Below are 13,091 nucleotides of genomic sequence, written 5' to 3' on the forward strand. Positions count from 1 at the left end.
GAAGCCGGGGCAGGCGCCGGTTCTGAAGCCGGGGCAGGCGCCGGTTCTGAAGCCGGGGCAGGCGCCGGTTCTGAAGCCGAGTAGGTTGCCGTCGCGGTCGCCATCCCCGTGGCAGAAGGTCTCTGGTCGTCCGCCGTAACGCTGAATCCCGGGGGCGGTTCTACCGTCAGGATGACTGCCAAGATGCACGCGGCCACGAAGGCGACGGCGGCCATCAGCAGGGTTCGCTTCTTTGTTTCGAACCGGAGGTTTTTCGGATTCCTGTACTTGTTCCGTGCCATCTGCATCAGCCCGATTCCACGAGTTGCGGATAACCGGAGGCTTGACCACAGCCTCATTATTTTAGGGCGCCGGGGTTGCCGCACTCGTGTGCCGGCACGCCCAAGCGGGCGATCCGGAATCCGGGGAGAAACCCCGGGAGAGTCCGGATTAGGGCCAAGTCTACGAACCATGGTCAGACTTCACATGGGACTTCGTACCCGAATCTCGTACGAACTAGCTGGTGTCTGCAGACGGAAGCGACGTCCGCGGGTGAACTTCGAGGACCCGCATTTGCCGTGCGAACGGTCCGTTCAGCGGTGAAGGGCGAGCACCACAACCGCAATTGTCGCGAGCGCAAGGAGAGCAAGGCCCACGTACGCCAACCATTTGGGCTTGGTGCGGTGGGGGTTAATGTCGTTATAGGCCAAAACTAGGGAACCTGACGTTGAAAGGCGGATGGGTGCATCTTGCACCTGCAGCAAAAGATCTTGTTGAAAATGGCGGCAAGCAGAAACGGGCCGCCTAAGGAGAACCCGTAATGCATGTAAATAGCGGTGAGGTGTCACACGTGAGACGTCCCTTAGCAGCATCATAGATGCGCGGCCGGAATCCCCGTTCTCCGGGCGTGCTGACCGCTAGCGGGGCTGAACCCTGGAGATCAGGCTCTCAAAGATCATACAGAAAGGCTACTGATGATGCCCACTCAGCGCGCCGAAGGCTTCCGCGGCCTTTCCGCAGGATTTCCGCAACATCAGTGGTGTGCCCGGGTCTCCTGCAGCCGCTTGATGAACCAGCGGGACTGCTCCGGACCGTAGGGCAGGATCGGGATGGCCTTGGTGGCATCATCCGGAGTCTCCCGCGTCGCCTGAGTGGCCTGGCGCACAGCGGTGGTCATGGTGCTGGCCATGGTCTTGACGAACTGATCGCTGCAGGGTTCACCGTGCCCGGGAATGAGGAATTCATAGCGGTGCCGCAGCGCCGAGAGGTGCCGGAGCGCGTTGGCCCAGTCCTCGGGGTAGGAGTCCTCGAAGGACGGGTGCGAGCCCTGCTCCACGAGGTCCCCGGCATAGAGGGTAGTGCCTGTCCCCACGAGCAGGTCGCCGTCGGTGTGGCCGCGCCCCAAGTAGAACAGCGTGGCGGTCTGGCCGCCTAGGTCCACCAGGACCGGCTGGTCCCTTACGATCGCGTTCGGAACCACCAGTGCCACATCGATGCCTTCGCCGCCCGCCATCTCCGGCTCCGCCGCTGCCACGAAGCGGCGCTGCCCGTCTCCGGTGTCCTCGATTTCCGCGGCGCAGTTCTCGTGCGCCCAGAACTCCGTGACACCGTCGTCGGCGAATACGGCGTTGCCGAAGAAGTGGTCGTGGTGGGCGTGCGTGTTGACGACGACGATCGGCAACTGGGTCTTCTCCCGCACGGCGGCCAGGATTTCGCGTCCCTGCCGGGGACCGCTGCCGGTGTCGATCACCATGGCACGTTTGGTACCGACCACCAGGCCGGTATTGAGCAGGAATCCCTGGGTGGTCAGGACATAGTTGTCCGGGCCAACCTCGAGCCATCGTGACATTAAATCTCCGGGTTCCGGCACTGTTCCGCCGCGATCGTTGGTGCGATGTTCTGCCCACGATTCTACCCGCCAGAGCCGGCCGCAAGCTGGCAGGAAACTCCGTCGGTGCACCGATATCCGCGACAGGCCGGACTGCACGACGCGTGTGGCCACTGGCGCCTGTGGTTCAAAGCGATCAGAAGCATCTGATTGGGGCCGTGGATGCACGTCTACAGGCATCGCCCGAGCCAAGCCGCCGAACTGGGCAGCAACATAGTTTGTAGTTCCGTACTGGGGAACTTGCCCGCGGCCCGTGGCTGTGTAGATGCCATGGCCGGCGATATTCACAGTCTCCCCCACGCCTATCCCGGAGAAGCACGCCCAGCCTCCGCAAAGGTCATGTTCGGTCATGAACAGCGCAAAAGCATCTCTCGGGGTCCAGTGGATCGGGCCGATGCAGCTGTCCACCATGTTCTGGCCGTCCGAACCGGCAAAAATATCGCGCGAACGGCTAGCACCGAGGAACCGGGACGCCCTGGGCTGCAGGTGCGGGGGCTGCGGGCGAGGGCACTTCAAGCGGGGGCCGGAGAGCTTCAGCGTCTGGCCTGGCACGATGATGGTGAACACACCCAGCCCGTTGGCGCGGAGGAGACGCCTCAGCCACAGCGGGCGCTTCCCCAACCGGGTCTACCACCCCATCCCCCGGCACCGCCTCAGCGGCAGCCGATGCGATGCCGGACCTTCGGCCGCCGGACTCCCGGCCTCCGCGGGGGCGGCATCAGCTCTGGCCTCCTTCTGTGTTGCCGGACGGCTTTGGCTGGGACACGCCTCCCCTCATACTCGCGCATACTCGCGGGCGATTGGGCCGACAGGAAACCCCCCGAGGCATCGGCTAAGTTGGGTGCGTCTGCGAACCGGAGGGCGATGGCGAACCGGATGACCCTGCTGGTCTTGCGAAATAGAAAGCGTTGAAGGGCGGCAGCGTTAGCTGGAGGGGGAGAACGACTCTATGAGAGAAGAGTTTCGGCGCTCTTCACCAAAGAACAACGTTAACATATCTCTACTGCGTTGGTCAGGAGTAGAACGCCGACGTTGGCCAACTTCAGGACAGAAAACCCGACGCCTCCCGCTGATGCCTACCCTTAAAGAAACTACGCGACTGTCTCACATCCTTGACACCCCTCAGCGTCAAGGATGTGCTCTCCTGCATGCCCCTAGGTGTCTGGCCCGTGACACAACCGAACCGGCGATGTCCTTGGCGAGCCGACTGGGCGTGCGGTGATGAAAACCCATCGCACGCCCACATCGGTCAAGAAACTCACCTCGATCGGCAAGCCAGAACCAAGACCCGAAATCGGTCGCAGGTCCGTACAGTGCGTTGAACCCGCGGTCTTTCTCGGCGGGCAAATGCCACAGAGTCAATTGGCCTTCTAACCCGTCAACTTGCCTAAACGTGTGCGTTGTCCAGATCCTTCGAATATGGTCATTCAAAGTCTTCAAGGGAACGCCACGGAGCGCGTAACTTAGCACGTGCTCCTCAGTCGTGAACTTGGTGAGGCCTTCAAGATTACGACTCAGGGCCAAAGTCCAGGCGGATTCGCACCGCGCCATTATCGCCGGAGCCAAGGCCAAGGGAACCACGTATGCTTCTCCACCATAGTGCAGCGGGAGAGTGACGGATTCTCCGAGCGCTGCGTGCAGAGCGGCGGCTTGGGTCCTTGTCAGACCGTTGATATCTTCGTCCTCAGGGAACTGCATGTCCAGCGCGGCTGCGTGGTCGGCCACATGGGACAGTAGTGCATCCATGCTATTCACGCAGAGCACATCTGGGTCGATTAAAAGCGTTGTATCCGCTTCGAGGGAGCCAAGCGCGTCCAGCAGGTAGAGGGATGCCTCGAATCTGGCGGCAAAGCCGACTGGCGGCCGGTGGGCGAAGGGCACGAGCTTGTATTCAACACCAAGCCGTCTGAGTTCGCGGTGATGATCTTCTTCAGGTGCCGCGTTCGATATCAGATGCAGGTCGGCGTCGGGGTTCCATCGGCGGACTGAGGCGAAAGCCACCGTCATGGCGCGCATGTAGGGTTCGGCTGGATCGCCACCGTCTCTGACGCGAAGATTTGGATTCTGGCTAGCCTCGGTGCGCACAAAAGGGATGGCAACTGTTGTCATGAGCAAATCGTACCCGGGACAAAGCATCATACGGCGCGCACGGCTGTTGCCTCGTTGATCAACTTCAGCCGGAAATTCAAGAATTAAGGAAAGTGGCACAGGGCGATGAAACCATCGCTACAAATCCGCCAGCACGGACCCCGGGTTCTCGATCGCGTCCGCCACAAAGCGCAGGAAACCGCCGGCGGTGCCCCCGTCGCAGACGCGGTGGTCGAAGGTGAGAGTCAGCTCGGTCACCTTACGGACGGCGAGTTCGCCATTGACCACCCAGGGCTTGTCGATGATCCGTCCGACCCCGAGGATGCCCACCTCGGGGTGGTTGATGATCGCGGCAGAACCGTCCACCCCGAAGATCCCGTAGTTGTTCAGCGTGAAGGTTCCGCTGCCCAGTTCCGCGGGGCTCGCCTTGCCGTCGCGGACGACGGCGGTCAGCCTTCGGATCTCGGCGTCCAGCTCACGGGCGCTGAGCTTTTCCGCGTTGCGCACGGAGGGGACCATCAGGCCGCGGTCGGTCTGCGCCGCAAAGCCCAGATTGACGCCGTCGAACGCCACGATCTCCTGCGCGGCGCCACCGGCAGGGTCCTCGGTGGTCACGATCCGGGTGTTCAGCTCAGGGAACTTCCTCAGGCCGGCGGTCACGAAGCGGGCGATGAAGGCCAGTATCCCCGGGGCGTGGTGCGGGTCCGCCTTCTTCAGCGCGGCCCGCAGTTCCACGAGGGCCGTGGCGTCCACGTCCACCCAGACGGTGGCCTCGGGGATTTCCGAGCGGCTGCGCGTCATGTTCGCGGCCACGGCCTTGCGCACGCCGCGGACAGCTGTGCGCCCGGTGATGCCCAGCCCGGTGCGGGCATCGATCTCACCGTTGGCCGCGGCCGGAGCCGGCGCCGAAGGCCGCTCAGCCACCAGGGGCTTGATGACCGCCTCAACATCGCGCCGCATGATGAGCCCGCTGGCCCCGGATCCCCGGAGTTCGCCCAGATCCACCCCGTGGTCACGTGCCATCCGCCGGACCAGCGGGGAAATGACGGCCCCGATCTTCCCGGGGACCCGGGTCCGCATCAGCATCAGGTCATCTGCAGCCTTCTCGGCCGCCGACACCTGCGCGGCGGCAGCTGGGGCCCCGGCAGTCACTGCCGCGGACGCCTTGCGGGGCCGGGTGCGCCGGGCAACGCCGTGTCCGCCCGGGGTCCCGTAGCCGATCAAGACGTTGCCGGATCCGGCCTTCTCCTCCTCACGGTAGACCTCCGCGGCAGTGTCGTCTTCGGTTTCGGCAGGCTCAGTCACCGGAGTGCCTGCAGGCGCCTCCGCTGCGGCACCGACCGGTGTCACGGAGATCAGCGGCTTGCCGACGTCGAGGGTCTGGCCGGGTTCGCCGTGCAGCGCGGCGACGGTGCCGGCGTACGGGGAGGGCACCTCGACCATGGACTTGGCGGTCTCAACCTCGGCGATCGGCTGGTCGACGCGGATTTCGTCGCCCACGGCCACCAGCCAGTTCACGAGTTCGGCTTCGGTGAGGCCTTCGCCGAGGTCCGGGAGGAGGAATACTTTCGGTTCACTCATGATCAGTCTTCCCACTGGAGGTCGTCAACGGCGTCGAGGATGCGGTCCACGCCGGGCAGGTAGTAGTGTTCGAGCTTCGGCGCCGGGTACGGGACATCGAAGCCCGTGACGCGGCGGATCGGCGCGGCCAGGTGGTGGAAACAGCGTTCCTGGACCCGGGCCACAATCTCGGAGGCCACAGAGGCAAAGCCGTGCGCCTCCGCGATGACCACGGCGCGGCCGGTCTTGCGGACCGACGCGCAGACTGTCTCGTCGTCGAACGGCACGATCGAGCGGACATCGATCACTTCCAGCGAGCGGCCCTCCTCTGCGGCCGCAGCAGCAGCGGCGAGGGCCGTCGGGACGGAGGGTCCGTACGCGATCAGTGTCGCGTCCGTGCCGGGACGGGCGACAACGGCGCGTCCCTCCGAGGAGGTCCCGCCCTCGATGTTGGCGGCATGCTCGGCGCGCAGCGCCGCCAGGTCCACCTGGTCCTTGGACCAGTAGAGCTTCTTCGGCTCCATGAACATCACGGGATCATCGGAGTCGATCGCTTCGCGCAGCATCCGGTAGCCGTCCGCCACGGTGGCCGGGGTGAAAACCTTCAGGCCGGCCGTGTGCGCGTAGTAGGCCTCGGAGGAGTCGCAGTGGTGCTCCACTCCCCCGATGCCGCCGGCGTAGGGCACCCGGATGACCATCGGCAATTTGACGGCGCCCTTTGTGCGGTTGTGCATTTTGGCGACGTGGCTGACGATCTGTTCGAAGGCCGGGTAGGCGAAGGCGTCGAACTGCATCTCGATGACCGGGCGCATGCCGTTCATGGCCATGCCGACGGCCATACCGACAATCCCTGACTCGGCGAGCGGGGTGTCGAAGCAGCGGGCCTTCCCGAAGGTCTTGGTGAGCCCGTCCGTGATCCGGAAGACCCCGCCGAGCATGCCGACGTCCTCGCCGAAAACCAGGACCGAGGGGTCCGCGTGCATGGCGTCGGACATGGCGGTGTTCAGCGCCTTGGCCAGGGTGACGGCCTGCGGTCCCGTTTGCTCGGCGGTGGCTGCTGCTTTGGCAGCGGCTTGGGCGGTGGCGGCGCTGACGTTGCCGTTGGCCTCGGACGAGGTAGTCATGGTGGGGCTCATTTCGCGGCCTCTTCCCGGGCGAGCTCGTCGGCGAGCATAGCGGACTGTTCCTTCAGCTGCGGAGTGGGGGTGGAGAAGACGTACTTGAAGAGGTCCTGCGGGTCCACCAGGACGTCCTCGCTAAGCCCCTCGCGGAGCTGGCTGGCCACCGCCTCGGCCTTCTCTGCGATGGCGGCGGCGCGGCGGCCGTCGAGCAGCCCGCGGCCGGTCAGGTAGGTCTTCATCCGGCTCAGCGGGTCCTTGGCTACCCATTCCGCGACTTCGCTGTCCTGGCGGTACCGGGTGGCGTCGTCGGCGTTGGTGTGGGCCTGCATGCGGTAGGTGTGCGCTTCGACCAGCAGCGGTCCGGAACCTTCCCGGGCGAGCCGGACTGCGCGGCCCAGGACGGCGAGGAGGGCGACGGTGTCGTTGCCATCCACGCGTTCGCCGGCCATGCCGTAGCCCACGGCCTTGTGGGCGAGGGACGGCGCGACGGACTGGTGCGCCAGCGGCACGGAGATCGCGTACTGGTTGTTCTGGACGAAGAAGACCACGGGAAGGTGGAACACGGCCGCGAAGTTCAGCGCCTCGTGGAAGTCGCCCTCGCTCGTGGCGCCGTCGCCGCACATGGCCAGAACAACGGTGTCCTCGCCGCGGAGCTTGGCGGCATGGGCGACCCCGACGCCGTGCAGCAGCTGCGTGGTCAACGGGGTGCACTGGATGCCCACCTTGTGCTCGGCCGGATTGTAGCCGCCGTGCCAGTCGCCGCGGAAGAGCGTCATGGTCTGGACGGGATCGATGCCGCGGGCCATTATGGCCACGGAGTCGCGGTAGGTGGGAAACATCCAGTCGCCCTCGGACAGGCAGAGCGCGGCGGCGACCTGGCAGGCCTCCTGGCCGTGGCTGGAGGGGTAAACGGCCATCCGGCCCTGCCGGACCAGCGCGGAGTTCTGGTCGTTGACGCGGCGTCCGATGACGAGCTGCTCGTAGGCGGCCATCAGTTCCTCGTCGCCGGGGAGGGCATATTCGTGGCCAGGCTGGGAGCCCTGCTCAGTGTGCGGGTTCAGGGTGCCGTCCGGGCCCACCATCTGAATCTGGTGCCGCGCGGGCAGCATGTAGTCCTCGACCGTGATGCCGAATTTCCGCACCGCTCCGCTGGCGGCGTCTTCCGGCACCGGGCCCGGCGCTGCCGCGTTCGACGCCGGGGGGTTCGTATCCGGGTCCTGCGCAGTGTGGTCTGCGGAGATCGTCATTGGTCCGTCCTTCTGTAGCCACTATTACATCCCAGTATGGCGCTGGATGCTGTTTCGTATCCACCTCCTACGGCAATCGTGGAAAAGTCCAGAAATCTGGCCTATTCTGGAAGACAAATCGTAAGTGTGAGCTGGATTACCGGCAGGGGGTGTGGACAAATGGCAGAGGGCGACGCGGACCAAACGGCGGTGCCCCTGGACGACGTGGACCGGAACATCATTGCCGAGCTGACCCGGGACGGCCGCATGTCCATCACTCAGGTCGCGGAGAACGTCCATATCTCGCGCGCCCACGCCTACACGCGTATCGCCCGGCTGACCGGCGAGGGGGTCCTGACCAAGTTCACGGTGCTGGTGGACCCGATCAAGGCCGGACTGAAGTCATCCGCGTATGTGACCCTCAAGGTCCGGCAGCATTCCTGGCGGGAGCTGCGGGAACTGCTCCGCGCCATCCCGGAGGTGCACCACATCGCCCTGGTGGGCGGGGACTTCGACGTCATCCTGCTGGTACGCGCCGTGGACAACGTCGATCTGCGCCGGGTCATCTTCGACCAGTTGCAGTCCATGCCGGGCGTGCTGGACACGCAGACGTTTTTGGTTTTTGAGGACTTGGATACGCGATAGCAGGTTAGTCACACCTTTGAAAGCCGACCGAATGCAACTTGGGGACTGGCCCGACTTCTGTTGACTCGGCCAACAGAACCGGGGGCAGTCCCTTGGGCGGCGACATGGCGTCGGACTTTCTTCAACTTGTCGGCCATCAGGACCATTGTTGAAGACTAAGTCTACGGCCAGCAACCCGGCCCCGGCCACGAGACCGAGCCAGCTATCGTATTACGCCGGCAGATAGTGATGCCAGTCACGAGTCAGGTTGCATCGTCGTAACTGGTGGGCCAACATAAGTCGCTATGATTGCATGGACTACAGGCACACGAGCGTTCTAGTGGCGCGCCACTAGGCGAGTCGCAGTTCATGACACAGGGGGACCCCACATTGGATCTAAGCGACTACCTTAGGATTTTACGGCGCCATTGGATCTTTATCGCTGCTCTCACCATGACGGGTCTACTCGGTGGAGGCGCTGCTTCTGTGCTCATCCAGCCGACCTACACCGCAGAAACTCAACTGTTCGTTGCGATTCAGAGTTCCGGTTCGATCAGTGATCTGCAGCAGGGCAATAGTTTCAGCCAAGCCCGTGTGCAATCTTATGTCAAGACCGCCACGACGCCCATAGTCCTTCAACCCGCAATAGACCGTCTCGGCCTCCAAAGTACAGCAGATGATCTAGCTAAACGCGTCACGGCCACCACTGACCTAAACACTGTTCTGATCAAGATCACGGTTTCAGACGGGTCGGCCGTTCAGGCGGCTGCTATCGCCCAGGCAATTTCCGACAGCCTGATCAGGACTGTCGACACGCTTGAGAAGCCAAAAACTGGCGGTTCCTCGCCAGTCAGCCTTTCTGTTATCGCCCCCGCGGAAGCTCCGACATCCCCCTCAGCACCTAATACGAAACTTAACCTCCTGGTGGGACTTTTTGTCGGTTTTGCAATATCAGTCGGTGTCTCTGTGCTGCGATCAACGCTCGACAACAGAATTCGAGGAGAGTCCGACCTTCGACAATTGACCGATGCACCATTGCTTGGCGGCATCTCCTTCGACCAGGACGCAACGAGAAAGCCGCTCTTGACTCAGACTGCGCATCAGAGCCCGCGGGCGGAGTCGTTTCGCCAACTCCGCACAAATCTCCAGTTCGCTAACGTAACGGGCCAGGCAAAGTCGGTGCTAGTCACGTCTTCGCTACCCGGAGAAGGTAAGAGCACGACGGCCACTAACCTCGCAATTGCCTTAGCCCAGGCAGGCCAAACTGTATGTCTAGTCGACGCCGATCTACGTCGACCGATGGTTCACGAGTATTTGGGCCTGGACAGAAATGCCGGGCTGACCACCGCACTCGTTGGGGAAGCCGATGTAAACGGTTTGCTTCAGCCTTGGGGAAATGACGAACTTTACGTACTGACCTCCGGCCAAATCCCGCCAAACCCGAGTGAGTTGCTTGGATCTGACGCAATGCGGACGTTGATCGCTCAGCTTGAGCTCGCATTCGACACGGTAGTTATCGACGCGCCCCCGTTGTTGCCCGTGACGGATGCCGCGGTGCTGTCGCAGAACGTCGGCGGCGTGGTGTTGATTGTAGGCTCGAACAAACTGCGGAATCAGGACCTACAGAAATCTATCAACGCTCTCTCCATGGTGGGTGCAAATCTCCTGGGCATAGTGCTTAATCGCTTGCCTGCCAAGGGCCCGGATGCCTACGCATACAGCTACTACAGAAGTGAAGAGCCAGGCGAAGGACCGAATACGACCGGTCTCCGGACAGCTAAAGCGGCCAGTCATCCTGATGACTTTGACACCAGCGTCCTTTCAGGAGAGTATCTGCGACCGCCGAAGGTATACCCGTATTCAAAGTCCGGCGGCCGCTGAGATCGATTGATTTCGCCTTCGTAGGCTGGCACAATTTTCCGTGCAGCCCACGGATGCCTGGCTACGGTGATCGCTGAGCGGGTGCACTGGTCCGGTTCGCGGGGTGTTCAGGGAGAATATGTTACGGGTCCGGCCCGAGGATGCACGGTCGGATCGCGCTGACAAGATCAGTGATGAGCCGGGGGCCAGATTCACTATGGGCAGGGAGCGAGCGATCCCTGCCCATAGTGCTGGCCGGTCCGCACTGCCGACTCATCATGACCCGGATGATTCCGGCCCGCACGCGGGGGCCTGCTGGCAAGGAGGGTCTGTCTGGGCGCAGTCCCGCGGCTGTTCATCCAAAACCGTCGGCGACTTGTTCAAAACGCGGTCCGCGCCGACCTCAACCGCGCCGCAGGCGCCGCCAGGCTCGAACATCACCCCGCACCAGCGTCGCTATACCTGCGCAACGCGCTGGTCAACGCCGGAGTCTCCCTGCGGTCCGTTACGGCACTCCCCCGGGCACATGTCCGCCGAGGTGAGCTTCCCCACGGACAGCTGTTCGATGCCACTGTGCGCACCGCTCAGTGCCGGTCGAAAGTTGAGCCGTTTCGTGGGCTTGGCGTCTGGCAGTCGTTGCAGCACCTGAGTGATTGGGAGTTGGAATTGGTAGATACGAAAAGGCCGAGGAAGTCCCGGGGCGCCCCTCTGAAGAACGCTGCACGGTCTCACGATGATCAGCTGATGAAACAGGGAATGGGCAATTCCGAAGCGTGCCGGATCGTGGGTATCAGCCGTAGTTCCGGCAACCGATGGCGGCACGGCCACACGGTCGTTCTGAAGTCCGGAGACATCAAGAAGTACGCTCCCATTTCCCATCAGAGGCCGGCCGTGATCTCCGCCCGATTTCTCTCTGAGTCGGAACGGATTACGATCGCGTACCTGTTGCATGCCCGGCGCAGCATCCGTGCGATTGCAGTGGGGCTCGGGCGGAGTCCATTGACCGTGAGCAGGGAGTTCCGCAGGAAACATGCATGAACCCTCCGGCAATTACCGTCAGCGGACAGGGACGATCGCCGGCGACCCGGAGCGGCGGGAGTTCGTGCGCGAACACCTGGAACCACGCTGGAGCCCCCGGCAGATCAGCAACCGTCTACGCGATGATTTCCCGGGACAACCGGAAATGCACATCGTGCCTGAGACCGTCTATCAGGCCCTGTACGGGCGCGGAAGCCTAGATCTGGCCGTGGACCCTACTGTCTCGTTGAGGACCGGACGGACCGGTCGCCAGCCACACGGGCGGAAGGAGCACCGGACTAAGCGCTATCCAGACATGGTCATGATCCGGGACAGGCCTGCAGAAGTGATCGGTAGCTCAGTGCCATGGCATTGGGAATCTAAATACTTCTGTCAAGCAGCTTGAGCGCTGATCCCTGGCATTGGTTCCTGGTAGATGGCGTGGTCGTGGAGCATGGCCCAGAGGACGTTGGTGCGGCTCCGGGCGAGGGCGATGAGCGCCTGTTTATGTGACTTTCCTTCCCCGCGTTTCCGGTCGTAGTAGATTCGCGAGGCCGGCCTGTTCTTTAAGCTGGACAGGGTAGTGCCCATTAGCGTGGTGTAACGGCCCGGCCCCGGGCGTGTTGTTCCCGAACGTGAGGTGGCCATCGCGTGATTCTTGGAAAGACCGACCAAAGTCTTCTCTCAAGGAGTTACCACGCGATGACCGCACCCCATATTATCGATCCTGCCCATTTCCTGTCCGAGCAGCTCGAGCAGGTTTCCGGATCTGATGCGATCCATGCTCACGACCTTTATCAACGCGCTGATGAGCGCAGAAGCGGACGCTGTCTGCGGCGCCGAATACGGTGCCCGTTCCGAGGCCCGCAGTAACTCCCGGAACGGGTACCGGCACCGGGACTTCGACACCCGCACCGGAACTCTGGACGTCGCCATCCCCAAGCTCCGGCAGGGGTCCTACTTCCCGGACTGGCTGCTGGAGCGCCGCCGCCGGGCCGAGGCCGCACTGACGACCGTGGTCGCGACCTGCTACCTGCTCGGGGTCTCCACCCGGCGGATGGAGAAACTCGTCGAATCCCTCGGGATCACCCGGTTATCGAAGTCCCAGGTCTCGGTGATGGCCGCCGACCTCGACGCCCAGGTCGAGGCGTTCCGCACTCGCCCGCTGGACGCCGGCCCCTACACGTTCGTCGCCGCCGACGCCCTGGTCCTGAAAGTCCGCGAAGGCGGGCGCGTCGTCAACGTCCATGCCATGGTCGCCACCGGCGTCAACGCCGACGGCCACCGCGAGGTCCTGGGCATCCAGGCCTCCTCCGCCGAGGACGGGGCCGGCTGGCTGGGCTTCTTCCGCGACCTGACCGCCCGCGGCCTGACCGGGGTGAAGCTGGTAACCGCCGACGCCCACGCCGGGCTGGTCGCCGCGATCGGCGCGACCCTGCCCGGGGCCGCCTGGCAACGCTGCCGCACGCACTACGCGGCGAACCTCATGGCGGTGACCCCGAAGGCGTCCTGGCCGTGGGTGAAAACCGGCCCTTCGCAGATCAGCATGGTTAGGGCGGCCTGAGACTGACGCCGCGGGGTAGGCCGTTGCCGGTGCGGCGTGGTGCGGCGGGAAAGAGGTCAGGGCCTCTTTGAATTGGTGGCGACCAAGCAAACCAGTACCAAAAGAGACCCTGACGCGAAAATTTCGTGGCCTCGGCAGTGATCTCAGGGCAGCATGCGGGTTAG

9 protein-coding genes and 2 pseudogenes are annotated in these 13,091 nt (G+C 63.5%); 4 read left to right on the top strand and 7 right to left on the bottom strand.

Features of this window, described 5'->3' with window-relative positions:
• The 6 genes from QCD75_RS20705 to QCD75_RS20730 all read right to left on the bottom strand — a co-directional run.
• Positions 1 to 330, bottom strand: a 330-nt coding sequence (locus QCD75_RS20705; protein WP_301231373.1) for a hypothetical protein, incomplete at its 3' end; no start/stop codon positions are given.
• 682 nt (positions 331 to 1,012) lie between these two features.
• A complete protein-coding gene (locus QCD75_RS20710; protein ID WP_301231374.1) occupies positions 1,013 to 1,828 on the bottom strand; it encodes an MBL fold metallo-hydrolase in 816 nt (271 codons plus the stop codon).
• Between the two features lie 1,167 nt (positions 1,829 to 2,995).
• Positions 2,996 to 3,976 (bottom strand): hypothetical protein, encoded by a 981-nt coding sequence (locus QCD75_RS20715; RefSeq protein ID WP_301231375.1) that lies wholly within the window; start codon positions 3,974 to 3,976, stop codon positions 2,996 to 2,998.
• 117 nt (positions 3,977 to 4,093) lie between these two features.
• Complete coding sequence (locus QCD75_RS20720; protein WP_301231376.1) at positions 4,094 to 5,536, bottom strand: dihydrolipoamide acetyltransferase family protein; 1,443 nt, start codon at positions 5,534 to 5,536, stop codon at positions 4,094 to 4,096.
• Between the two features lie 2 nt (positions 5,537 to 5,538).
• Complete coding sequence (locus QCD75_RS20725) at positions 5,539 to 6,651, bottom strand: alpha-ketoacid dehydrogenase subunit beta (RefSeq protein ID WP_301231377.1); 1,113 nt, start codon at positions 6,649 to 6,651, stop codon at positions 5,539 to 5,541.
• Positions 6,648 to 7,883, bottom strand: a complete 1,236-nt coding sequence (locus tag QCD75_RS20730) for a thiamine pyrophosphate-dependent enzyme (protein ID WP_301231379.1) — start codon at positions 7,881 to 7,883, stop codon at positions 6,648 to 6,650. Before QCD75_RS20730 ends, QCD75_RS20725 begins: the two co-directional genes overlap by 4 nt.
• A 159-nt stretch (positions 7,884 to 8,042) precedes the next feature.
• On the opposite strand from QCD75_RS20730, the gene QCD75_RS20735 reads away from it, so the two are divergent.
• The 3 genes from QCD75_RS20735 (at position 8,043) to QCD75_RS22295 (ending at position 11,384) form a co-directional block, all read left to right on the top strand.
• A complete protein-coding gene (locus QCD75_RS20735) occupies positions 8,043 to 8,507 on the top strand; it encodes an Lrp/AsnC family transcriptional regulator (protein WP_301231380.1) in 465 nt (154 codons plus the stop codon).
• Between the two features lie 369 nt (positions 8,508 to 8,876).
• Positions 8,877 to 10,367 (top strand): polysaccharide biosynthesis tyrosine autokinase, encoded by a 1,491-nt coding sequence (locus QCD75_RS20740; protein WP_301231381.1) that lies wholly within the window; start codon positions 8,877 to 8,879, stop codon positions 10,365 to 10,367.
• A 735-nt stretch (positions 10,368 to 11,102) separates the two neighbouring features.
• Positions 11,103 to 11,384: a helix-turn-helix domain-containing protein gene (locus QCD75_RS22295; protein WP_367400684.1), complete on the top strand. Its 282-nt coding sequence runs from the start codon at positions 11,103 to 11,105 to the stop codon at positions 11,382 to 11,384.
• Positions 11,385 to 11,756: 372 nt separating this feature from the next.
• Here the strand turns inward: QCD75_RS22295 and QCD75_RS20745 are convergent.
• Positions 11,757 to 11,921: pseudogene (locus tag QCD75_RS20745) on the bottom strand (IS110 family transposase); the annotation flags it as partial.
• 144 nt (positions 11,922 to 12,065) lie between these two features.
• On the opposite strand from QCD75_RS20745, the pseudogene QCD75_RS20750 reads away from it, so the two are divergent.
• Positions 12,066 to 12,888: pseudogene (locus tag QCD75_RS20750) on the top strand (IS256 family transposase); the annotation flags it as partial.
• Positions 12,889 to 13,091 lie beyond the last annotated feature (203 nt).

The sequence above is a fragment of the Arthrobacter sp. PsM3 genome (assembly GCF_030433895.1).
GTDB lineage: Bacteria > Actinomycetota > Actinomycetes > Actinomycetales > Micrococcaceae > Arthrobacter.

Excerpts from the sequence above, each read along its gene's own strand:
- QCD75_RS22295 (WP_367400684.1), top strand. The coding sequence starts at position 11,103 with ATGGGCAATTCCGAAGCGTGCCGGATCGTGGGTATCAGCCGTAGTTCC.
- QCD75_RS20725 (WP_301231377.1), bottom strand. The coding sequence starts at position 6,651 with ATGAGCCCCACCATGACTACCTCGTCCGAGGCCAACGGCAACGTCAGC.
- QCD75_RS20715 (WP_301231375.1), bottom strand. The coding sequence starts at position 3,976 with ATGACAACAGTTGCCATCCCTTTTGTGCGCACCGAGGCTAGCCAGAAT.
- QCD75_RS20720 (WP_301231376.1), bottom strand. The coding sequence starts at position 5,536 with ATGAGTGAACCGAAAGTATTCCTCCTCCCGGACCTCGGCGAAGGCCTC.
- QCD75_RS20735 (WP_301231380.1), top strand. The coding sequence starts at position 8,043 with ATGGCAGAGGGCGACGCGGACCAAACGGCGGTGCCCCTGGACGACGTG.
- QCD75_RS20730 (WP_301231379.1), bottom strand. The coding sequence starts at position 7,883 with ATGACGATCTCCGCAGACCACACTGCGCAGGACCCGGATACGAACCCC.
- QCD75_RS20710 (WP_301231374.1), bottom strand. The coding sequence starts at position 1,828 with ATGTCACGATGGCTCGAGGTTGGCCCGGACAACTATGTCCTGACCACC.